Origin of the sequence: Thalassospira tepidiphila MCCC 1A03514 (assembly GCF_001662875.1) — a bacterium.
In the GTDB taxonomy this organism is placed as follows: Bacteria; Pseudomonadota; Alphaproteobacteria; order Rhodospirillales; family Thalassospiraceae; genus Thalassospira; species Thalassospira tepidiphila.
In genome coordinates, this window is sequence record NZ_JPVZ01000004.1 from 36,792 (window position 1) to 58,380 (window position 21,589).

Below are 21,589 nucleotides of genomic sequence, written 5' to 3' on the forward strand. Positions count from 1 at the left end.
CCTGAGTGATTGTTTTTTGGGGTCGCGGTGACTTACGGGCGACCTTCTGGCGTGCCATCGAACTTGCGTTCCAGCCCCGACCAGCAATCAAGATAATCGTCCTGAAGCGTTTCCAGTTCGGCTGCGAATTTTGTCAGCTGCTGCGGATAGCGGGTCTCGAACATGAAGGCCATGGTGCCATCAAGTTTCTGCGGACCCAGTTCGGCATTTGATGCCTTGTCAAACCCGTAGGCATCCGGCCCGTGGGCCAGCATCATGTTATGCAAGCTCATTCCGCCGGGAACAAAACCCTCCTCCTTGGCGTCATATTGGCCGCAAATCAGGCCCATGAATTCTGACATAATGTTGCGGTGATACCATGGCGGGCGGAAGGTATTTTCGGCCACCATCCAACGCGGCGGGAAGATCACGAAATCAACATTGGCGGTGCCGGCCTCATCGGTTGGCGCGGTCAGGACGGTAAAGATCGACGGATCGGGATGATCAAACAGGATCGCGCCGACCGGCGAGAAGGTCCGAAGATCATATTTGAACGGCGTGTAGTTGCCGTGCCATGCGACGACATCAAGCGGCGAATGGCCGATTTCGGTCACGTGGAACTGCCCGCACCATTTGACCAACACCCGACACGGGGTTTCCTTGTCCTCATAGGCGGCCACGGGTGTTTTGAAATCACGCGGATTGGCAAGGCAGTTGGCCCCGATCGGCCCGCGTTCGGGCAAGGTGAATTTGGCGCCATAGTTTTCACAGACATAGCCGCGCGCACCACCATCAATCCCGGCCTCGAGGATGCTGACCTTAAACAGCATGCCGCGCGGAATAAGCGCAATTTCAAGCGGGGCGACATCCATCATGCCAAGTTCGGTAAAAATGCGAAGCGTGCCACTTTCCGGCACGATCAGAAGTTCACCATCGGCATTGAAGAAATAGTCATCGACCATGTCGGTGTTACATACATAGACATGACTTGCCATGCCGGTCTGGGTCATGGCATCGCCCGCGGTCGTGACGGTGCGCATGCCCGATATGAAATCAACCGCGTCCTTTGGCATCGGCACCGGATCCCAGCGCAACTGCCCCAGCGCAAGGCTGTGATCATTCAAACAAGGTGCTGTTTTCCAGAACGGTCGATCAAGGGCCGCAAAGCGCCCGTTATGTTTTACACTTGGGCGAATGCGATACAGCCAGGACCGTTCATTGGTGCCGCGCGGGGCGGTGAAAGGCGATCCTGAAAGCTGTTCGGCATAAAGGCCATAGGCGCATTTTTGCGGGCTGTTTTGCCCTTGCGGCAACGCACCCGGAAGACTTTCGGTTTCAAAATCATTGCCGAAACCGGGCATGTAACGCAGATCGTTGGCACCGCCTTTTTCGGCATTTTTGGTCGGCTCATTGTGATCCGTCATTGCCTTTTTCCTCCCAATCTTTGATATAGTTACATTCGTAACTGTAATTTTTGTAACTATCAAACAGCCTTTTGAAGCCAATGAAATCCGAATTCGATCTTCACAGTTTCCTGCCGTTTCTGATGCATCACGCCAGTGAAAAGCTCAGCCTTGGCTTTCGCGATATATATCGCGACCGATACCGGATGACGCGGTCCGAATGGCGGGTTCTGGCGACACTGGGCCAGTATGGCGCCTTAACCGCGACCGAAATCGTGACCCATACCGGACTGCATAAAACCAAGGTTTCGCGGGCTGTCTTTTCCATCGAGAAACGGCGTTGGTTGAAACGGTTTCAGGATGAAAATGACCGCCGTGTGCATCGCCTTGACCTGACAGCGCAGGGAAAATCGGCCTTCACGTCACTGTGTGAGGCGGGGATCGCCTATGACCGGAAAGTGCGCGACTTTCTGGGCGAAGATGAATTCAAACGTCTTTCAGACCTCCTGAAACGGTTTAACGACCTGTGACCTTAGCCCCTTAAGCCTGATCAGGCTCCGCGCGCGGCGTGCCACCCCAGCTTTGCGTGAAATCGGCAATGGCACGGGTAAACACATCGAACGCCGCCTGCCCCGGCTGAAAGTAATTGGCATTGGGGTTCATCAGCGTGACGCAACAGGCCACCGCCCCGTCGAGATTATAAACCGGCGCACTGATCGCCGATAAACCGGGCACGATATCGCCTTCGATTACGGCCGCCCCGCGTTGTTTGGTGTCGACAATCAGCCGGTCCACCGTGGCGTCATCCCAATGCAGGATTTCCTGTTCGGCCGAAATAACGTGTTCAATCGCGCTGCGCGGCATACTGGCCAAAAAGGCCTGCCCGGTTGCAGAGCGCAAAAGCGGCATCACCGTGCCAAGCCCCATGGTCGATATGATCGGCGGGCCACCATGTTCGGTGCGGATCAGAACCGGGCCACGTTCACCCCAGATCGCCAGATGCCCCGATGATCGCAAATCAATCGCCAGATTGCGCAACAGCCGGCCGGCGCGCATTACCACATCATTGCGTTCAATCGCCGAAACGCCCATGCGCAACGCCATCGGGCCAAGACCATACAGCCCCGTCTGGTCATCCTGCCAGGCAAGGCCGATGCGCACCAGACTGGCAAGATAGCGATGGACCTTTGCCGCGGGCATAGAAACCGCGTCTGCAAGGTCCTTTAGCGGCACCGGGAATTTGAAATCGCACAAGGCGGCAATAATGACGCCACTGACCTCGACCGATTGGATGCCTTTGCGCTTGTCAGCGGCATCAACCACGTCGGCGATGTCATGTTCGGTTTCGCTATCCGGGATATTTTTGGGCGAGGCTTTGGTCAAAATTTACCTGCATAAATTTCATATTGCGTAATTGATTATATATATCATAATTCCAATTCAAAGAAAAAACAGCATTCCAGGCGCGATCCCAGACTGCCATCCCAGACACGCACAGGCTGATGGCAACTGCACAGCAATCGCTTGGCCCGAAGCTGGTCAGACGCAAGACCAAATGAACGACTTAAAAAAACAGGGAGACATCCGTGAAACATCCTACTCTTCGTAAAACGCTGCTTGGTCTTATGACCGGCGCAACCATTCTGGCCGGTGCCGGTATCGCGCATGCGGCCGACATCACCCTTAAAGTCAGTCACTATCTGCCACCAAGCCACGGCTTCCAGAAGGACTTCCTTGAAAGCTGGGGACAGCAACTGTCGGAAAAAACCGGCGGCAAAGTCGAAGTCGAGATCTATGACGCCACGTCGGCCTTTGGCAAAATCGACCGTCAGGCCGATCAGGTACGCGCGGGCGTTATGGATATGGCCGTGGGCCTGAATGGTATTCCGCGTGACCGTTATCCGGCTGCCTCGGTGATTGAACTGCCGTTTTTGGTGAAATATGCCGATTCCGGGTCGGAAACCCTGTGGCAGCTTTACAAGGAAGGCCTGCTAGGCAGTGACTATCAGGACTTCAAGGTCCTTGGCCTGTTTACCCATCCGGGTGGCCTGATCCACACCCTTGATACACCGGTCAGATCGCTTGATGACCTCAAGGGCCTGCGTCTTCGCACACCAAGCCCGGCGATTTCGGCAATGCTGGAATCCTTTGGCGCATCCCCGGTCGGCCTGCCGCCATCAGCCATCTACGAAAACCTTGAAAAAGGCAATATCGAAGGTCTGGTTGCCACCTGGGATCTGGTCAATGCGGTCAAGGCCAATGAACTTTTGAAATATCACACCGATGCCGCAGCCTATACCGCCGGCTTCTATTTCGTCATGAATCAGAAAAAATATGACAGCCTGCCCGACGACGTGCGGGCCGCAATTGACGAAATTTCCGGCGATGTCCTTGTCGGGAAATTCGGCGACTGGTGGGACAAATGGGAAGCCGTTGGCAGGGCTGATGCGGAAAAACACGGCAATGAAATCATCACGATTGATGACGCCACCCGCGCCGAATGGCAGGAAGCATCCCAGCCGATGATCAAGGAATACCTTGCCAGCCTGAAGGAAAAAGGCGTTTCAGATCCTGAGGCGATCTATGCGCGCGCGCAGGAACTTATCGCGGAATTTGATGCCAAATATCACGCTGGCGACAAATGACCCAACCGACTGAAAACTTCGGTGGATCGCGGCTTTATGCCGCGGTTCACCGCACTGACCGCTTTATGAACAAACTGACCGACATTCTGGCGTTTGTCGGCATGGCCGCCCTGATCGGTGCGATTGCCATTGTGGTTGTCGACATCATCTGGCGCCGCATTGGCGGCCAATCGATGGTGGGTGCGGTTGACCTGACCCAGTTTTGTGTCATGGCGGCGGCATCCTGGGCGATCCCCTATGCGTTTAGCGCCCATGCCCATGTCACGGTCGACCTGGTGGGCAAGAACCATCTTCGTTTCCTGTTTCGCATCATCGACACCCTGATCCCGCTTCTGTGTGCGGGGTTGATGGCGTTCCTGTTTTATCTGTCATGGGGACGCGCGATGGAACAATGGAGCTATGGCGATGTGTCGCAGAACCTTGAGATTCCGATGATCCTGTTCTGGGGCTTCCTTCTCAGCGGCATGGCGATATCGACAGTGGTCTGTCTTGTCCATTTTCTGAAAATGCTTTTAACGAACGAGAATAACTGATGGCGACGGAATGGGCGGGATTGATCGGGTTTGTTGCAGCACTGGCACTAGCCCTTTTGCGCGTACCGGTTGCTGTTGCGATGGCGGTGGTTGGTATTATCGGAACGCTGCTTTTGACCGACTGGATGTCGGCAAGCTATGTGATGGCAAGCCTGCCGTTTGAGGCGATTTTCCCTTATGGCCTTTCGGTGGTGCCACTGTTCATTTTTATGGGCGTGTTCGCCTCACATTCCGGCCTTTCAAGCAACCTGTTTCGCGGTATCACGGCGTTTTCCGGACATCGTCCGGGCGGACTTGCCGCATCAAGCATCGGGGCCAGTGCGGTGTTTGGCGCGATTTGCGGATCGTCGCTTGCGACCTGTGCGACCATGGGGCGGGTGGCACTGCCTGAAATGCGTCAACGCGGCTATGCCAAAAGCCTTGCCGGGGCATCGATTGCGGCGGGCGGCACACTGGGCGTTCTCATTCCGCCATCGATCCTGCTGGTGATTTACGCGCTGATGACCGAACAATCGATTGGCGCGCTGTTTGCCGGCGCGATGATCCCGGGTCTGTTGGCGACGGTGCTTTATATCGCCTCCATCCGCATTCAGGTGATGCGCGATCCGTCGCTTGCGCCGGTCAGCACCTATGTGCCCTGGTCGCAACGCTGGGGGGCCTTGTTGCAAATGTGGGATGCGGTCCTTTTGATCGCCTTGGTGATTGGTGGCATTTATGCCGGCCTGTTTTCCCCGACCGAGGCCGCGGCCGTTGGTGCGGGGGCAGCGTTGCTGTTTGCCTTTATGCGCAAGCGCCTGACCTGGAGCGTTTTGCGCACCGGTATTCGCGAAACGGCCGGCATGACCGGGATGATTTTCCTTATTCTGGTGGGCGCGGCACTTTTCAATTTCTTCATTGAAACCAGCGGACTGACCCAGACCTTGGTCGACTGGATCACCACACAGGGCTATTCGCCGCTTGTCGTTTTGATCGCGCTTCTGGTGTTCTATGTCGTTCTCGGGTGCTTCATGGATAGCCTGTCCATGATCCTTCTGACCGTGGTTCCGGCCTATGGCGTGATTACCGGGGTCGGCTATGACCCGATCTGGTTTGGCGTTGTCCTGGTATCGGTTGTTGAAATCGGCCTGATCACCCCGCCGATTGGCATGAACCTGTTTATCATTCAGGGCGTTTCACCGGACATGAAGATCACCACCCTTGCGCGCGGTATCCTGCCATTTCTGGCGGCTGACTTTGTGCGGGTGATCCTGATGATTGCACTCCCGGGACTGGTTTTGTGGTTGCCGCATTTGCTGGGATTTGGTGCCTACTAACTACGTCACCTTGTTTTCGGCACAGCAAGCTGAAACAATCAAAACACATTGATTCCCAAACGCCACCATAAGAAATTATGGTGGCGTAACTGATTGGAAAGCACATGATCCGCCCGGCAAAACCCAGCGATGAACCCGCCATCCGCGAGTGCGCCATCTCGGCTTATCAGCAATATGTTGCTGTGATCGGGCGAAAGCCGGCCCCGATGTCCGCCGATTTTGCGGCACAAATCAGCGCCGGACACATTCATGTCGCGACCGATGACGACGACCGGCCGTTTGGCTTTGTTGTTTTTTACCCGGATGATGACACGACCATGATGCTTGAAAACATCGCGGTTACGCCCGCGCAAAATGGGCGTGGTATTGGCAAACGCCTGATGGCCGTCTGCGAGGAAACCGCACGGCAGCAAGGGTTTTCGCGTGTCCGTCTTTATACCAATGAAAAAATGTCGGCGAATTTATCGATTTACCCGCATCTTGGTTATGTCGAAACAGACCGACGCACGGAAGACGGCTTTAAGCGGGTTTATTTTGAAAAGACGCTGTCGGCCTAGCGCCCCCAAAAGCAAAAGCCCGGATTGATGTCATCCGGGCTTTTGTAAAATCTATTGCCAATCATTATTCGGCGGCATCCACCTTCAGCACGCCACGGCGGATCTGGTCTTCTTCGATGCTTTCAAACAGGGCGCGGAAGTTGCCCTCGCCAAAGCCTTCGTCGCCTTTGCGCTGAATAAACTCAAAGAAGATCGGGCCGATCACGGTTTTCGAGAAGATCTGCAGCAAAATCTTGGTCGTGCCGCCATCAACCACACCTTCGCCATCGATCAGGATGCCGTGGGTTTTCATACGTTCAATCGGCTCGTCATGGCCGTGCACGCGTTCATGCGATTTCTCGTAATAGGTTTCCGGCGGGCCGGGCATGAATTTCAGGTCATTGGCGGCAAGCTTGTCGGTGGCGTCATAGATGCCATCGGTGCCGACCGCGATATGCTGAATGCCTTCGCCCTTGTATTTGCGCAGGTATTCTTCGATCTGGCTTTTGTCATCGGTCGATTCATTAAGCGGAATGCGGATCTTGCCACAGGGGGACGTGATCGCGCGGCTGACCAGACCGGTGATTTTGCCGGCAATGTCAAAGAAGTGGATTTGCTTGAAACCAAACAGGTCGCGATAGAAGTCCCACCATTTATCCATATTTCCGCGATAGACGTTATGGGTCAGGTGATCGAGGTAATAGAAACCAACACCTTCGGGCTTCGGATCGCGTTCGCCCAGCCAGTCAAATTCCGCATCATAGGTCGAACCGGTTTCACCGTATTTGTCGACGAAATACAGCAACGACCCGCCAATGCCGACGATGGCGGGCACATCAAGCGTCTTGTCATCCCCGGTGTAGGGTTCTGCCCCCTTTGACACTGCATGGTCAAAGGCATGCTTGGCATCCACCACGCGCCATGCCATGGACGGTGCGCAGGGGCCGTGCTTTTCAACGAATTTCATGCCGTGGGAGGATGGCTCGGCATTGAGGATGTAGTTGATATCGCCCTGACGCCAGACAGTGATGTTTTTGGTCTTGTGTTTGGCAACCGGGCTGTATCCCATGCGGGCAAACAGGGTTTCCAACTTTTCGGCGTCTTCATGGGCGAATTCGACGAACTCGAACCCGTCGGTTCCGGCCGGGTTTTCATCGCTAATGGTTGCGCGCGGGGCATCATGCGGGAACGGACCCATCGGAAGTCTCCTTTGATTGGCACATTCGAATGATTGGAATTATTCGAATTCTTGTTATGTCCCAATCGTGCGCCAAACCGCGTGCAACGTGCGTGCATTTACGCTTGCTTTTCGGAATTCTTTGCATACATCATGCATTAAATAACCATTTGGCGCGTGAAACATGCAACTTGACCGACTGGACCTTAAACTGCTGGCGGAACTGCAAAAGGATGGCCGTCTGACAAACAATGATTTGTCAGAACGCATCGGTCTTTCGGCGTCACAATGTTCGCGCCGCCGTGCCCGGCTTGAAGACGACAAGGTCATTCGTGGATACCGTGCCGATATTGACCGGCAAAAGATGGGCATGGGCTTGCTGGTGGTGATTTCGGTGACACTTGCCACCCATAACCGCGACAATGCCAAACGGTTTGCCAGACTGTTGGCGGATTTGCCCGAAGTGTTGGAGGCGTTTTCGCTGACCGGGGAGATGGATTACCACCTTAAGGTCGCGACCAAGGACCTGGCCGCACTTTCGCATTTCGTCAATGAGGTGCTGTTGCCCCATGACTCGGTCCAGCATGTGAAGACATCGATTGTGCTAAATGTGCTTAAGGATTTCGAGGGGCTTGCCGTCGATCCGGATCTTTGAGCCATAAGAAGGGAAAAGGCCGCGCCCCGAAGGCACGGCCTTACCTGTCCCGAAACTCCCCTTACAAAAAAGTTTCGGTGACGCCCCCCTGTCTTTAGATGGCAAGGTACTGATCGCGCAGTTCCTCGTTATCGAGAACAGCCTGCGCAGTGCCGTCAAAGACGATCTCGCCGCTATCCATGATAATCGCGCGGTCGGCCAGCTTCAGGGCTGCAATTGCATTCTGCTCGACGATAATCGTCGTAATGCCGAGCTTCTTGACGTTTTGCAGGGTCTTTTCAATTTCCTGAACAATGACCGGCGCCAGGCCTTCATACGGTTCATCAAGCAGCAAAAGCTTGATGTCACGGGCCAGTGCGCGCCCGATCGCCAGCATCTGCTGTTCGCCACCGGAAAGGGTGATGGCTTCCTGTTCCGCCCTTTCGCCAAGGCGCGGGAACAGTTCATAGATGCGCTGGATCGACCAGCCATGCGGTTCGGCAATCTGGGCCAGTTCAAGGTTCTGCTGAACCGTCATGCCCGGAATGATGCGCCGATCTTCGGGCACAAGTTGCAGACCCAGACGGGCGGCCTGCCATGCCTTCATTTCGTGCAATGGCTGGTGATCAAGCCAGATTTCACCGTGTTTGAGTTCCGGGTCGCCCATGCGGGCAAGCGTGCGAAGTGTCGATGTCTTGCCCGCCCCGTTACGACCGAGAAGGGCCAGAATTTCACCCTCGCGGACGTCAAAGGACAGCCCCTGAACGATATAGCTTTCGCCGTAATAGGCGTGGATGTCATAGACCGAGAAAAACGCCGGATCTCCGCCCTGTTTACGGACGGGTTCCTGTTTTGGCAAAGCGTTCATACCGTTTCCCCTCCGAGATAGGCTTCCTTGACCCGTGGGTCGTTACGTACTTCTTCCGGTGTGCCTTCACAGATGATGGCCCCCTGGGCCAGGACGCTGATGCGATCGGCAAGACTGAAGACAACATGCATGTCGTGTTCAATGATCACCTTGGTCATGCCGCGCTCCTTGATCCGTTTGAGCAAATCAATCGTGCGGTTGGTGTCATGGCGCGACATGCCAGCGGTCGGTTCATCCAGCAGGAACAGTTTCGGCTGCTGGCCAAGGCACATGGCAAGTTCAAGACGACGTTTGTCACCACGCGACATCGAACCGGCAAGATGATCCTTGTGCTGAAGCAAGCCGACATCTTCAAGAAGGTGCTCGGCATGTTCGCGGACTTCTTTTTCCGCAAACAGGCTGCTGAGGAAGTTCATCTTGAAAATGCCTTCGCGCTTGGCAAAGGCCGGAACCATCACGTTTTGCAAAAGCGACAGTTCCGGGAAGATTTCCGGCGTCTGGAAAACACGTGCGACACCAAGCTGGTTGATCTCGTGCGGTTCCTTGCCGGTCAGAACCTGATCGCCAAGCAACACACGACCGCGGCTTGGAGCCAGACGTCCGACAATCACGTTCAGCAATGTCGACTTGCCAGCCCCGTTTGGCCCGATGATCGCGTGCACGGTGCCTTCCTTGACCCGAAGGTTGATATCGGAAAGCGCCTGCAGGCCGCCAAAGTTCTTGTCGACGTCGGTGACGTCAAGAATGTATTCGGACATGGATCAGACCTCCCCCGCCGATGTTTGTTCTTTTTCTTTGGTTTCGTGGGCTTCGGACTTCGGCTCGGCCTTGTCACGTTTGGTAACCAGGCGCGTCAGGCGCGTGATACCTTCCATGATGCCACCGGGCAGGAAGATCACGATCAGCATGAAGACAAGACCAAGGGTCAGGTGCCAGCCTTCGCCGACAAACAGACCAACCACGGATGCCACCGGATGGGCCAGCCAATCGGGCAGGAAGGAAAACGCATTGAGCAACACGGTATCGTTAAAGGCCGAGAAGATGTTCTCGAAATACTTGATGATACCAGCGCCCAGAAGCGGACCAATCAGGGTCCCGACACCGCCAAGGATCGTGATCAGAACGACCTCGCCCGATGCGGTCCATTGCATGCGCTCGGCCCCGGCCAGCGGATCGGTTACCGCCAGAAGCGAACCGGCAAGACCGGCATACATGCCCGAGATGACAAACGCGGTCATCAGGTATGGACGGGTGCTGAACCCGGTATAACCCATGCGGTTCTGGTTCGACTTGATCGCGCGCAGCTTAAGCCCGAATGGGGATCGGAAGATGCGCAGATATATGAAGAACGAGATCAGCATCAGGGCGGCACAGATGTAGAATCCGGAATAACCGATCCCCTCGATCCCGAACAGGTTCGGGGTCGGAAGCGATCCGTCATCGACAATGCCCGACATCCGATCCAGAACGCGCGGGTCGGCCTGTTCAAGCTGAAGACCGGTTTCACCATTGGTGATCGGGGTCAGTACCGAATAGGCGAGGTTATAGGACATCTGCGCAAAGGCCAGTGTCAGGATCGAGAAGTAAATCCCCGAACGACGCAACGACACAAAGCCGATCGCGAGCGCAAACAGCCCTGAGAGCACCGTGCCAAAGATCATGGCCGGAATAACGTTCATCGAAAGCAGTTTGAACGACCAGACGGCGGTATAAGACCCCACACCCAGGAAGGCTGCGTGACCAAAGGACAGATAGCCGGTCAGACCAAACAGGATGTTATAGCCGATGGCAAAGATGCCAAAGATCATGAACTTCTGCATCAGGTCAGGATAGGCCGCCCCAAAGGGTTGCAACCAGATCGGCATGGTCAGAACCACGACCGACAGGATGGCCATAAAGATCATATCTTTCTTGGGCGAGACGATTTTTGTATTTGACATTATTAGCTCTCCATCACGCCCCGGCGTCCCAGCAGACCACGCGGACGGGTCAGCAGAATGACGACGGCAACAAGGTAGATGATGATCTGGTCAATGCCCGGGAAGATGTCTTTTACCTCGGTCATGGACGAGAAGGACTGCAGGATCCCCAGCAGGAAGCCAGCGGCCACCGCACCGGGCAAAGAGCCCATGCCACCCACAACAACCACGACAAATGACAGCACCAGGAAGTCCATGCCCAGATGGTAATCCGGGGGCAGAACCGGCGTGTACATCACGCCTGCCAGACCCGCGACCACAGCCGCGATGCCAAACACAATCGTAAAGCGACGTTCAATATTGATACCCAGAAGTTCGACCGTTTCGCGGTCAGCCATCCCGGCGCGCACGACCATCCCGTAGGTGGTGAAATGCAGGAACGAGAACACAAGGCCAATGGTGATCAGCGAGAACGCCAGATAAATCAGACGCCACCACGGATAAACCACCGCTTCGCCCAGACCAAAGATCGCACCAACGGCAGCAGACCCGGAAACGATATCCGGTGCGCCCTGCGGGATCGGGTTTGCGCCAAAGGCGGCCTTGACCAGTTCCTGAAGCACGATGGCCAGACCAAAGGTCACAAGAATCTGTTCGGCGTGAGGACGCTTGTAGAAATGCCGGATGAGCGAGCGTTCCATGACAATGCCGATGAGCAACATCACCGGTATTGCCAGAATGATTGATAACGGCACCGACCAGTCAATGATCGCCGTCCCGGTATCGCCAAACCACAGTTCGAGGTAGGGCGTTTCCTTGTAGGCGTCAAAGAAGGTAACCGACTCATCCTTGACCTTGACCGAGAGGGTCAAAAGTTTTTCGAGAGTTACCGCGCAAAATGCGCCCATCATGAAGATGGCACCATGCGCGAAGTTCACCACGCCAAGCGTGCCGAACACCAGGGTCAGGCCAAGCGCAATCAGTGCATAGGCACCGCCCTTGTCCAGACCATTCAGGATTTGAAGAAATATAGCGTCCATCAGATATCCGCCGCGTATTCGTAAGGGACTTAGTCAAAAGTCGTACAGGCCGAGGCCAGAGGGCAAACGGGCCGACCATTGGGAGATGGCCGGCCCTGCTTGCATCAATTTGGGTGCATCAGACTTGATACGGACCCAGTTCACCGCCGAACATGTCGGCCGGATACTCGACCTGTGACCGCGGCACTTCCTTGACGACTTCAAGAAGGTCGAAGTTGGACTGCGGGTTTTCTTTACCACGCACGACCAGAACATCCTTGAAGCACTGATGGTCTTCTGCACGGTACAGGGTCGGGCCATTGCCCGCGCCATCGAACTCGAAACCTTCGAGCTGTTTGATGACTTCCCAAGGTGCGAACGTACCGGCCATTTCACACGCGTTTGCATAAAGCAGCGTCTGGACGTAGCAGGTATGTGCAGCCTGGGACGGCGGGAAGCCGTATTCCTGACCGAACGATTTCACGAAGGCCTGCGAACCGGCATCCTGAAGCGACCAGTGCCAGTTGGTGGTCCCAAGGATACCTTTTGCAGCTTCGCCAGCACCCTGTGCCATCAGGCGAGAATAGAGCGGAACAACGATTTCGAAGTTCTTGCCATTCACCTGTTTGTCACGCAGACCGAACTGAACGGCCTGGGTCAGGGAGTTGACCATGTCCTTACCATAGTGGTTCAGGATCAGGACATCTGCGCCAGAGTTCAGAACCGGGGTGATGTACTGGGAGAAGTCACCCGCACCAACCGGGGTACGCACCGTGTTCACGGTTTCCCAACCGATATTCTCGGTCGCGGCCTTGATCGATTCTTCCTGGGTCCAGCCCCAGGTGTAATCGGCCGTCAGGTGATAGGCGCGGCGTTCTGCGCCATACTCGTCGAGCAGAACCGGTGCGATCGCCTGACCGGACATGTAAGCGTTGAAGAAGTGGCGGAAGCCATAACGCTTTTTGTCTTTACCGGTGGTGTCGTTCGAGTGGGTCAGACCCGCCATGAAGATGACGCCCATTTCCTGGCAAAGACCCTGCACGGCAATTGCCACACCAGAGGACGAACCACCGGTGACCATCGCCACATTGTCTTTTTCAATCATACGCTTGGCAGAAGCACGCGCAGCATCGGACTTGGTCTGGGTATCGCCGGTCACGAACTCGACTTTCTTGCCGAGGATGCCGTTACCCTTAAGCTCAAGCGGCTTGATGGTATTGAGCATACCGCCGTCGCCTTCGCCGTTGATGTGCTTGACCGCAAGCTGATAGGCACGCAATTCGTCAGCACCCTCATCGGCATACGGGCCGGTCTGCGGCACGTTGAAACCGAGTTTGACGCTGGCAGCACTGCCCGGATCACCCCGGAAGGTCTGGGCATGCGCGTTTTTGATGAAATGCATCGGGAAAGTGCCGCCGATGAGGGCTGCACCCGTGGTTGCCGCGGATCCCTTCAGGATCGTACGACGAGATACATTTCCGATAAGCTTAGTCTCCGACATGGTTTTCCTCCCCAATGTCTTGGGATCTGTTTCAGAGAAATCTGAGGCCTGTTTTTTGGTTCGTTTTTTTATCGACCTGACAAAACAATGAGGATCATCTGAAAATGAATCAACACCTAGTTGATATAAAAGAACTTTTTTGTAAATATATAGATGAGCTTTGTGAAAATTAGTAAATTCTGTCAACAGGTAAGACTTTAGTATGGCGCGTCAGGCCCCCATCGGACACCGCATTCGCGGACGGCGAAAAGACATCGGGATGACCCAGAATGCCCTGGCGAAGGCGGCGGGTATCTCGGCGTCCTACCTTAATCTGATCGAACATAACCGCCGCTCGATCGGCGGCGGGTTGTTGATGCGGATTGCCGAGGCACTGGAAATTCATCCTCATAGCCTGTCAGGGTCCGAGGAAAGCCGGTTGCTTTCGGATCTGGCCGAAGTTGCATCCGACCCGGTCTTTCGCACCACCCCGGTCGAAAGCCGCGAATTCCCCGCCATGATTGCGGCCTCACCGGGCATGATCACCGCGTTCTTGTCGCTGTATCGCGCCTATCGCAGTGGTCTTGATGATATTGACGCACTGTCGGAGCGGCTCAGCCACGATCCGTTCCTGACCGAGGCCAGCCATTCGATCCTGACCCGGATTACCTCGATCCGCACAGTGGCCGAGATTTTCGATGACTATGATGATCTGTCACGCGACCAGCGGGCACGCTTTAACGCGACACTGGTGCGCGAATCCCAGCGCCTTGCCGAATCAGCGACCGAGATTTTTAACTTCCTTGAACGTGGCGAGGCCGGCCGCCCCGCCGCCAGCCCGGCCGAAGAAGTTGATGATCTGCTATATGACAATGCCAACCACTTCCCTGCCCTTGAAGACCACGCCAACAAGATGCGCCCGGTGATTGATCCTGATGGCGGGCTCTATCTGACCGATCTGATCAATTATCTGGAAGACACCCACAACACCCGGATCGAACGCCGCCCGTCCGAGGACTTCCTGACAAGCGGCTATCAGTGGGATGCCAAGAACAATACCCTGCGCATTTCCCGCGCGCTTCCGATCACCTCGGCGCGCTTTCAGGCGGCACGCACCATTTGCCGGCTCGAAGCCGCCGACCCGATCAATGAGATACTGGATCGCGCCCAGATCGGCAGCAAAGCCGGACGGGTTCGCGCATCCGAGGCATTGATATCCTATACTGCCGCCGCACTGCTGTTCCCCTATGACCTGTTTTTGGATGATGCGCGTAGGATGCGCCATGACATTGAACTTTTGCAGCAACGCTACGCCGCGAGTTGGGAACAGATCTGCCACCGCCTGACGACGCTTCGCCGCCCGGGCGCCGAAGGCATTCCGTTCCACTTGGTGCGCACCGACATTGCCGGAAACATTTCCAAACGGTTTTCGGCATCCGGCCTGCAATTGCCGCGTTATGGCGGGGCCTGCCCGCGCTGGGTGGTGCACGAAGCCTATACCGCGCCCGAACGTGTCATTCCGCAATTTGTCCGCCTGCCCGATGGCAGCGAATTTCTGTTTGTTGCGCGTGCCTTGCGATCCGGAGCCGGGGGATATGGTGTTCCGCGCTCGGTTCATTCGGTGATGATCGGTTGCGACACGGCCTTTTCAAATGATGTGGTTTATGGCGACCGATTGTCGCTTGATCGTCCTGAATCGGCGGTGCCGGTCGGGATTTCATGCCGCCAGTGCCCGCGCGACGATTGCGCACAGCGGGCCTATGAAATGGCCGATGGCACGCCGAAAACCGCCAAAAAATGATCCGATGAGGGCTTTCAAGCAACGTCTTATGTATACCACCCCAAAGTAGCATTATCATTCAGCCCGTAAGTCGTTAGGATTGGGAATATAAAAATCCAAAAAATCGGGGAGAACGTCCTTGAATGAGAGACCAAAGGTCTTGATTGCCGAAGACGAGGAAACCATTGTCGAATCACTCAGCTTTCTGATGGAAAAGGAAGGCTATGACGTCAGTGTTGCAACAGATGGCCGTACGGCGATTTCGATGATTGCGCGCGATATTCCGGACATGGTTTTACTTGATGTCATGATGCCCGTTTGCGACGGGTTTGAAGTCGTGCGCGCAGCGCGTAACGACCCCAACACCCGACAAATGCCGATCATGATGCTGACTGCCAAAACCCGCGAAGTGGATCGCCGCAAGGGGCTTGAACTTGGCGTGGATGACTTTGTCACCAAGCCGTTTTCCACACGCGATGTTGTGTCCCGGGTCAAAGCCCTGCTGGAACGTGCGGAAAACTGACGCGCGCGTTTGCGTTCCCAATCAATGCGCAGGAGGCCCCCATCACACCACCACGCAAACTTACCGAACGCGCCCTTGTTCTGATGCTGGTGGCGCTGTTTATCTGGCTGCCGCCGATTGTGGGGATGTTTTCGCTTGATGGCACCATCCTTGGCCTGCCGATCCTGTTTGTCTATTTCTTTGCCGGATGGGCCATCCTTATTGTGCTGTGCGCCGTTCTGACGCGTGCGCTGCGCAGTGCCGCCCAGATCGAGAGGAAATAGCCCATGCTATCCTCGGAACTGGTCATCCTTGTTTCGCTGATTTATGTCGGCCTGCTGTATGCGATTGCATGGTGGGGCGACAAGCGTGCGCGTGATGGCCATTCCTGGGTCCGCAATCCGACGGTCTATACCTTATCCATCGCGGTATATTGCACGTCCTGGACGTTTTATGGCGCGGTCGGAACCGCTGCGCGCAACGGGCTTGAGTATCTGACGATCTATCTGGGCCCGACCGTAGTCTTTCTCGGATGGTGGTTTTTGTTGCGCAAGATGCTGCGCATTTCCAAGGCCCATCGCATTACCTCGATTGCCGACTTTATCTCGTCACGCTATGGCAAAAGCACGCAGCTTTCGGTCCTTGTGACCCTGATCGCGGTGATCGGCACCACGCCCTATATCGCACTTCAGCTCAAGGCGATTGCCACCAGTTACACCGTGCTGACCGGCTGGGAATTTGGCATGGTCGAACCGGTCCGCGAAACGGTCAGTATCTTTTCCGATAGCGGCTTTTGGGCCGCGGTTGGCCTGACGCTGTTTGGCATTCTGTTTGGCACGCGTTTCATTGATGCCGATGAACATCACGAAGGCATGGTTGCCGCCATCGCCTTTGAAAGTCTGGTCAAGCTGTTTGCCCTTTTGGCCGTTGGCTTCTTTGTCTCGTTTGTGATGTATGACGGGCTTGGTGACCTGTTTACCCAATCTGCCGAAAACGCCGCTACGGCAAAGCTTCTGATGCTGCCCGAAGGGGGGAGTTCGCGCTGGCTGACGCTTATGATGCTGTCGATGGCGGCCATCCTGTGCCTGCCGCGCCAGTTTCAGGTGATCATTGTTGAAAATGTCGATGAACGTCACCTTGCCACCGCAAGCTGGGCCTTCCCGCTTTATTTGCTGGCGATGAACCTGTTTGTTCTGCCGATTGCACTGGCCGGGCTTGGCGCCCTTCCGGTCTGGTCGGACCCGGACTTTTTCGTGATTTCTGTGCCGTTGTTTGAAGACCAATCGATGCTGGCGTTGCTCGCCTATGTCGGCGGACTGTCGGCCAGCACCAGCATGGTGATTGTTGCGACCATCGCGCTTTCGACCATGGTGTGTAACGACCTGATTGTGCCCGCACTTTTGCGCATTCGCCCCCTGCGCCTGACCGAACGCGATGATCTGACCGGGCTTTTGATCTTTATTCGGCGGGCCTCCATCGTCGTCGTGGTGTTTATGGGCTTTGCCTATTACCGGTCTGCCGGGGCCAGTGATGCGCTGGCCGAAATCGGGCTGATTTCCTTTGCCGCCATTGCCCAGTTCATTCCGATCATGATTGGCGGGCTTTACTGGAAGGGCGGCACACGGACCGGCGCGCAGGTGGCACTGACCCTCGGCTTTGCCGTTTGGGGCTATACCCTGTTGCTGCCATCGCTTGCCGATAGCGGCTGGATGGATCCGTCCTTAATTCTGAACGGCGCGTTTGGTCATCCGTGGTTGCGCCCCGAAAGCCTGTTTGGTCTGACGGATTTTGCACCCCTGACCCATGCGCTGATCTGGTCGATTTCACTCAATACAGCGGCCTATGTGTTGATCAGTCTGTTTACCGAACCAAGCGCACTTGAACGCATTCAGGCCACCCTGTTTGTCGATGCATTTTCCCGCAAGGGGCAGGACACCGTGATCTGGCGGTCATCGGCCTCGGCCAATGATCTCTATGAACTGGTCGAACGGTTTTTGGGCCGGGATCGCGCCTATCAGTCGTTCCGCCAGTTTGATCAAAGCATCGATCCATCCTGGCGGGGCAAGGGCGAAGCCGATGCCGACATGATTGCCTTTACCGAACGGCTTCTGGCGGGCTCCATCGGGGCGGCATCGGCCCGTGTGATGGTGTCATCTGTCGCCAAGGGCGAGATGGTCAGCCTTGATGAAGTGCTTGAGATCCTCGAAGAAACCTCGCACGTCATCGAATATTCCCAGCGCCTTGAAACCAAATCGCGCGAACTTGAAAAAGCCGCGGCCGAACTGCGTGCCGCCAACGAACGGCTCAAGGAACTGGACCGGCTTAAGGATGAATTCCTGACCATGGTCAGCCATGAATTCAGAACGCCGCTGACCTCGATCCGGTCGTTTTCGGAAATTCTGGTCGACTCCCCGAACCTGGACCCGAAACAAGCCGATCACTTCCTTGAAATCATTGTCCGCGAAAGCGAACGCCTGACTCGCCTGATTGATGACCATCTTGATCTTGCCCGTCTTGAAGCCGGTCATTCCGATTGGCGCGCGGTCGAGGTGGACCCGCGCACGGTGCTTGATGAAAGTATTGATGCGGTCAAAGGCCTGTTTAATGCCAAGGGTGTTGTTCTGACCAAGGAATATTCGCGCAATTCGGCCCTGTTGCATGTTGATCGCGATCGCCTGACACAGGTCTTCATCAATCTGTTATCGAACGCTGCCAAATTCTCTGCCCCCGACCACCCCGAAGTATCAGTGCGCGGGGAAGCCATGGATGGCGGCTATCTGGTTTCGATCACTGATAACGGCAAGGGCGTTGCGCCGAACGAGCTTGAAATCATCTTTGACAAGTTTTCGCGCGGCGGCAAATACGCCGATGACAAACCAAAGCCATCCGGTTCGGGCCTAGGCCTTGCGATTGCCAAGCATGTTGTCGAACATTGTCAGGGCAAGATATGGGCCGAAAGCCCTGCGGGACGCGGGGCAACCTTCCGCGTTTTCATTCCCGGCACCATCATGGAGGCCATCAAGCCCGCCAAACCGGCATCCTTTGGCAGCTAGCACCCCCGAACAAATAAGGGCGCGCAAATTTGGCTTTGCGCGCCCTTTGGTATTGCGATGAGTGCAATACTTATTTCACCACTTATTTCATGGTCGGCATGACGAATTCAGCACCCTTGCGAATGCCGGTCGGCCAGCGCGTGGTGATGGTTTTAAGCTTGGTATAGAACCGCACACCTTCCGGACCATGCATGTGATGGTCTCCAAACAGCGATGCTTTCCAGCCGCCAAACGAGTGGAAGGCCATCGGGACCGGGATCGGCACGTTGATGCCAACCATGCCGGTCTGGGTACGTGCGGCAAATTCACGGGCGGTATCACCATCGCGGGTGAAGATCGCGGTACCATTGCCATATTCATGGTCATCAACAAGGTTGGCAGCGGTTTCGAAATCATCGGTACGCACAACCGACAGAACCGGGCCAAAGATCTCTTCCTTGTAGATGCTCATATCCGGGGTGACGTCATCAAACAGGGTACCACCGACGAAGTAACCGTCTTCGTAGCCCTGAAGCTTGATGTCCCGGCCGTCAACCACCAGCTTGGCACCTTCTTCGACGCCCTTGTTGATATAGCCGACAACCTTGTCACGGTGGGCAGCGGTCACAAGCGGTCCCATTTCGGCCGCCGGATCAATACCCGGTGCCACGCGCAGTTCATTGATGCGCGGAACCAGCTTCTCGATCAGGGTATCGGCCGTTTCCTTGCCGACCGGCACCGCAACCGAGATTGCCATGCAACGCTCGCCAGCCGAACCGTACGCCGCGCCCATCAGGGCATCAACCGCCTGATCCATATCGGCATCGGGCATGATGATCATGTGGTTTTTCGCCCCACCAAGCGCCTGGCAACGTTTGCCCTGCGCGGTCGCGGTTTCATAGATGTATTTGGCAATCGGAGTCGATCCGACGAAGCTGATGGCCGAAACATCCGGATCAAACAAAAGCGCATCCACTGCTTCCTTGTCGCCCTGAACAACGTTGAACACGCCATCCGGAAGGCCGGCTTCGGTCAGCCATTCAGCCAGCAGAAGGGACGCGGACGGATCACGCTCGGACGGCTTGAGGATAAAGCAGTTACCGCAGGCAAGGGCGACCGGGAACATCCACATCGGCACCATGGCCGGGAAATTGAACGGCGTGATACCGGCAACGATGCCCAGCGGCTGACGGATGGAATGGCTATCAACCTTGGTGCCGACATTCTCGGTGAACTCACCTTTCAGCAACTGCGGCGCGCCGGTGGCAAACTCAACAACCTCAATCCCGCGGGTGACTTCGCCCAGCGCATCGGACAGAACCTTGCCGTGTTCCGCGGTGATGGCCGCAGCCAGTTCTTCGGAGCGATCTTCGAGGATGCCAAGGAATTTGTTCAGAATACGCGCACGGCGTAGCGGCGTGGTTGCGGCCCATTCGGCGGCAACTGCGGACGCGGATTCAACAGCGGCGCGGACCTCGGCCTTCGATGCCAGATCAACCGTCGCACTCTGTGCGCCCGTCGCAGGATTGAAAACCGGTACTGAGCGGCCGGAGTTGCCGGCAACGCGTTTGCCGTTGATGTAATGGGTAAGTTGGGTTGCCATTGGGTTTCTCCCGATAAACCTGATGATCAGTGGGACGATCTTAATATAAGTGGGGGTCTTCCCCCTTAATAACCTGCACCATTATGACTATGCACAGGGATGCACATCAATTATCATTTCCGCAAATTCGATGTGCAAAAATTAAAGCCATGACAGGATCACACCCACCATGGATTGGGATCGCTTCCGCATCTTTCTGGCTGTTGCCCGCCAAGGTCAGATCCTTGCCGCTGCCCGGCAGCTTGGCCTGAACCACGCAACAGTTGGGCGCCAGCTGACTGCGCTTGAACAGGAACTCGGCACCAAACTGATCGAACGGCGCACCACCGGATCGGACCTGACCCCGGCGGGAAGGGAATTGATGCAGGCAGCAGAGGCCGCAGAGTCGGCTTTTTTACGTGCGGGCACCGCCGTTTCCAACCAGTCAGAGCTGATCAGCGGCACGGTCCGCGTCGGCGTCCCCGATGGATTGGGCAACTATTTTCTGGCAAGTGAGTTAGCTCACTTTGCATCCAATCACCCGGATCTTGTGATCCAGCTGGTGCCGCTGCCACGGACATTCTCGCTATCGCAACGCGAAGCCGATATCGCCATCACGCTGGATCGACCCAAGCAAGGGCGCCTGGTGATCAGCAAACTCACCGACTACACACTCAGTGTCTATGCCAGCAAATCCTATATCAACCGTTTTGGCGCGGTCAAAACCGAGGCCGATCTGACAGACCGCCTGTTTGTCACCCATATCGAAGACCTGATTTACAGCCGCGCACTGGATTACGCCGCCCGCCTTGGCAAACTGATGAAACGCCGCTTTGAATGCGGCAGTGTGGTGGCCCAGATGGAGGCCGTGCGCAACGGATATGGCATCGGCATCCTGCACGACTACGCCACCGACGGCATCCCCGACCTCGTTCGCCTGCTGCCTGAAATCCGCTTCACCCGAAACTACTGGATGCTCCAGCACCCGGACACCAAGGATACGCGAAGTGTCGCAGCCATTGTCGATCATATAACGCGCGTTGTACGCGGGGCTCGTGATCGGTTTATCATGAGCTGAGAACACACAATTGCCGTCAACGGCAAACGCCTGAATGCGCAAAGCGGATCGCCATCACATACCCGTTGTGACCAGGCAAACAAAACAAAAGCCCGTTCAATCCTGAACG

20 protein-coding genes are annotated in these 21,589 nt (G+C 55.8%); 11 read left to right on the forward strand and 9 right to left on the reverse strand.

Going from position 1 to position 21,589, the window contains the following annotated elements; translation table 11 throughout:
* Positions 1-32: 32 nt before the first annotated feature.
* Positions 33-1,403, reverse strand: coding sequence for a homogentisate 1,2-dioxygenase (hmgA, locus tag TH4_RS10440; protein ID WP_064781072.1), 1,371 nt, complete (start codon positions 1,401-1,403; stop codon positions 33-35).
* A gap of 80 nt (positions 1,404-1,483) precedes the next feature.
* Between hmgA and TH4_RS10445 the strand changes: the two genes are divergently transcribed.
* Complete coding sequence (locus TH4_RS10445; protein ID WP_064781073.1) at positions 1,484-1,912, forward strand: MarR family winged helix-turn-helix transcriptional regulator; 429 nt, start codon at positions 1,484-1,486, stop codon at positions 1,910-1,912.
* A gap of 10 nt (positions 1,913-1,922) precedes the next feature.
* On the opposite strand, the gene TH4_RS10450 is transcribed toward TH4_RS10445, so the two are convergent.
* Positions 1,923-2,765, reverse strand: a complete 843-nt coding sequence (locus tag TH4_RS10450; protein WP_064781074.1) for an IclR family transcriptional regulator — start codon at positions 2,763-2,765, stop codon at positions 1,923-1,925.
* A 203-nt stretch (positions 2,766-2,968) separates the two neighbouring features.
* On the opposite strand from TH4_RS10450, the gene TH4_RS10455 reads away from it, so the two are divergent.
* From TH4_RS10455 to TH4_RS10470, 4 genes are all read left to right on the forward strand, one after another.
* Positions 2,969-4,027, forward strand: a complete 1,059-nt coding sequence (locus tag TH4_RS10455; protein ID WP_083997060.1) for a TRAP transporter substrate-binding protein — start codon at positions 2,969-2,971, stop codon at positions 4,025-4,027.
* Entirely contained in the window at positions 4,024-4,560 is a 537-nt protein-coding gene (locus TH4_RS10460) for a TRAP transporter small permease (RefSeq protein WP_064781076.1), read from the forward strand. The genes TH4_RS10455 and TH4_RS10460 overlap by 4 nt, the downstream gene beginning before the upstream one ends.
* Entirely contained in the window at positions 4,560-5,873 is a 1,314-nt protein-coding gene (locus tag TH4_RS10465; protein ID WP_064781077.1) for a TRAP transporter large permease, read from the forward strand. Before TH4_RS10460 ends, TH4_RS10465 begins: the two co-directional genes overlap by 1 nt.
* A gap of 104 nt (positions 5,874-5,977) precedes the next feature.
* On the forward strand, positions 5,978-6,430 hold the full coding sequence (locus TH4_RS10470; RefSeq protein WP_209272246.1) for a GNAT family N-acetyltransferase: 453 nt from the start codon (positions 5,978-5,980) through the stop codon (positions 6,428-6,430).
* Positions 6,431-6,494: 64 nt separating this feature from the next.
* Here the strand turns inward: TH4_RS10470 and hppD are convergent, their stop codons facing one another.
* Positions 6,495-7,607 (reverse strand): 4-hydroxyphenylpyruvate dioxygenase, encoded by a 1,113-nt coding sequence (gene hppD, locus TH4_RS10475; RefSeq protein WP_064781079.1) that lies wholly within the window; start codon positions 7,605-7,607, stop codon positions 6,495-6,497.
* 163 nt (positions 7,608-7,770) lie between these two features.
* Here hppD and TH4_RS10480 point away from each other — a divergent pair, with 163 nt between their 5' ends.
* Positions 7,771-8,241, forward strand: coding sequence for an Lrp/AsnC family transcriptional regulator (locus tag TH4_RS10480; protein ID WP_008889980.1), 471 nt, complete (start codon positions 7,771-7,773; stop codon positions 8,239-8,241).
* 94 nt (positions 8,242-8,335) lie between these two features.
* Here TH4_RS10480 and TH4_RS10485 read toward each other — a convergent pair whose 3' ends face one another.
* The 5 genes from TH4_RS10485 to TH4_RS10505 all read right to left on the reverse strand — a co-directional run bounded on the left by TH4_RS10485 (position 8,336) and on the right by TH4_RS10505 (position 13,527).
* A complete protein-coding gene (locus tag TH4_RS10485; protein WP_008889979.1) occupies positions 8,336-9,088 on the reverse strand; it encodes an ABC transporter ATP-binding protein in 753 nt (250 codons plus the stop codon).
* Entirely contained in the window at positions 9,085-9,846 is a 762-nt protein-coding gene (locus TH4_RS10490; RefSeq protein ID WP_063089072.1) for an ABC transporter ATP-binding protein, read from the reverse strand. Before TH4_RS10490 ends, TH4_RS10485 begins: the two co-directional genes overlap by 4 nt.
* A 3-nt stretch (positions 9,847-9,849) precedes the next feature.
* Complete coding sequence (locus TH4_RS10495; RefSeq protein WP_063089073.1) at positions 9,850-11,028, reverse strand: branched-chain amino acid ABC transporter permease; 1,179 nt, start codon at positions 11,026-11,028, stop codon at positions 9,850-9,852.
* Between the two features lie 2 nt (positions 11,029-11,030).
* The gene (locus TH4_RS10500; protein WP_008889976.1) at positions 11,031-12,047 is read right to left on the reverse strand and encodes a branched-chain amino acid ABC transporter permease; all 1,017 of its coding nucleotides are present in this window, start codon (positions 12,045-12,047) and stop codon (positions 11,031-11,033) included.
* Positions 12,048-12,165: 118 nt separating this feature from the next.
* Positions 12,166-13,527: an ABC transporter substrate-binding protein gene (locus TH4_RS10505; RefSeq protein ID WP_082923636.1), complete on the reverse strand. Its 1,362-nt coding sequence runs from the start codon at positions 13,525-13,527 to the stop codon at positions 12,166-12,168.
* 202 nt (positions 13,528-13,729) lie between these two features.
* Between TH4_RS10505 and TH4_RS10510 the strand changes: the two genes are divergently transcribed.
* From TH4_RS10510 to TH4_RS10525, 4 genes are all read left to right on the forward strand, one after another.
* Entirely contained in the window at positions 13,730-15,307 is a 1,578-nt protein-coding gene (locus tag TH4_RS10510; RefSeq protein ID WP_064781080.1) for a helix-turn-helix domain-containing protein, read from the forward strand.
* Between the two features lie 118 nt (positions 15,308-15,425).
* The gene (locus TH4_RS10515; protein ID WP_040823096.1) at positions 15,426-15,809 is read left to right on the forward strand and encodes a response regulator transcription factor; all 384 of its coding nucleotides are present in this window, start codon (positions 15,426-15,428) and stop codon (positions 15,807-15,809) included.
* An 83-nt stretch (positions 15,810-15,892) separates the two neighbouring features.
* Positions 15,893-16,072, forward strand: a complete 180-nt coding sequence (locus TH4_RS10520; RefSeq protein ID WP_064781081.1) for a hypothetical protein — start codon at positions 15,893-15,895, stop codon at positions 16,070-16,072.
* Between the two features lie 3 nt (positions 16,073-16,075).
* Positions 16,076-18,841 (forward strand): sensor histidine kinase, encoded by a 2,766-nt coding sequence (locus TH4_RS10525; RefSeq protein ID WP_064781082.1) that lies wholly within the window; start codon positions 16,076-16,078, stop codon positions 18,839-18,841.
* 82 nt (positions 18,842-18,923) lie between these two features.
* Here the strand turns inward: TH4_RS10525 and TH4_RS10530 are convergent, their stop codons facing one another.
* A complete protein-coding gene (locus TH4_RS10530) occupies positions 18,924-20,423 on the reverse strand; it encodes a CoA-acylating methylmalonate-semialdehyde dehydrogenase (protein ID WP_064781083.1) in 1,500 nt (499 codons plus the stop codon).
* Positions 20,424-20,592: 169 nt separating this feature from the next.
* Here TH4_RS10530 and TH4_RS10535 point away from each other — a divergent pair, with 169 nt between their 5' ends.
* Positions 20,593-21,480 (forward strand): LysR family transcriptional regulator, encoded by an 888-nt coding sequence (locus TH4_RS10535; protein WP_064781084.1) that lies wholly within the window; start codon positions 20,593-20,595, stop codon positions 21,478-21,480.
* The last annotated feature ends 109 nt before the right edge of the window (positions 21,481-21,589 follow it).

What these genes read in the sequence shown, in the direction of transcription:
- TH4_RS10485 (WP_008889979.1), bottom strand. Translation starts at nt 9,088, where the DNA reads ATGAACGCTTTGCCAAAACAGGAACCCGTCCGTAAACAGGGCGGAGAT.
- TH4_RS10535 (WP_064781084.1), top strand. Translation starts at nt 20,593, where the DNA reads ATGGATTGGGATCGCTTCCGCATCTTTCTGGCTGTTGCCCGCCAAGGT.
- TH4_RS10530 (WP_064781083.1), bottom strand. Translation starts at nt 20,423, where the DNA reads ATGGCAACCCAACTTACCCATTACATCAACGGCAAACGCGTTGCCGGC.
- TH4_RS10445 (WP_064781073.1), top strand. Translation starts at nt 1,484, where the DNA reads ATGAAATCCGAATTCGATCTTCACAGTTTCCTGCCGTTTCTGATGCAT.
- hppD (WP_064781079.1), bottom strand. Translation starts at nt 7,607, where the DNA reads ATGGGTCCGTTCCCGCATGATGCCCCGCGCGCAACCATTAGCGATGAA.
- TH4_RS10505 (WP_082923636.1), bottom strand. Translation starts at nt 13,527, where the DNA reads ATGTCGGAGACTAAGCTTATCGGAAATGTATCTCGTCGTACGATCCTG.
- TH4_RS10520 (WP_064781081.1), top strand. Translation starts at nt 15,893, where the DNA reads ATGCTGGTGGCGCTGTTTATCTGGCTGCCGCCGATTGTGGGGATGTTT.
- hmgA (WP_064781072.1), bottom strand. Translation starts at nt 1,403, where the DNA reads ATGACGGATCACAATGAGCCGACCAAAAATGCCGAAAAAGGCGGTGCC.
- TH4_RS10525 (WP_064781082.1), top strand. Translation starts at nt 16,076, where the DNA reads ATGCTATCCTCGGAACTGGTCATCCTTGTTTCGCTGATTTATGTCGGC.
- TH4_RS10495 (WP_063089073.1), bottom strand. Translation starts at nt 11,028, where the DNA reads ATGTCAAATACAAAAATCGTCTCGCCCAAGAAAGATATGATCTTTATG.
- TH4_RS10490 (WP_063089072.1), bottom strand. Translation starts at nt 9,846, where the DNA reads ATGTCCGAATACATTCTTGACGTCACCGACGTCGACAAGAACTTTGGC.
- TH4_RS10465 (WP_064781077.1), top strand. Translation starts at nt 4,560, where the DNA reads ATGGCGACGGAATGGGCGGGATTGATCGGGTTTGTTGCAGCACTGGCA.
- TH4_RS10470 (WP_209272246.1), top strand. Translation starts at nt 5,978, where the DNA reads ATGATCCGCCCGGCAAAACCCAGCGATGAACCCGCCATCCGCGAGTGC.
- TH4_RS10510 (WP_064781080.1), top strand. Translation starts at nt 13,730, where the DNA reads ATGGCGCGTCAGGCCCCCATCGGACACCGCATTCGCGGACGGCGAAAA.
- TH4_RS10500 (WP_008889976.1), bottom strand. Translation starts at nt 12,047, where the DNA reads ATGGACGCTATATTTCTTCAAATCCTGAATGGTCTGGACAAGGGCGGT.
- TH4_RS10460 (WP_064781076.1), top strand. Translation starts at nt 4,024, where the DNA reads ATGACCCAACCGACTGAAAACTTCGGTGGATCGCGGCTTTATGCCGCG.
- TH4_RS10480 (WP_008889980.1), top strand. Translation starts at nt 7,771, where the DNA reads ATGCAACTTGACCGACTGGACCTTAAACTGCTGGCGGAACTGCAAAAG.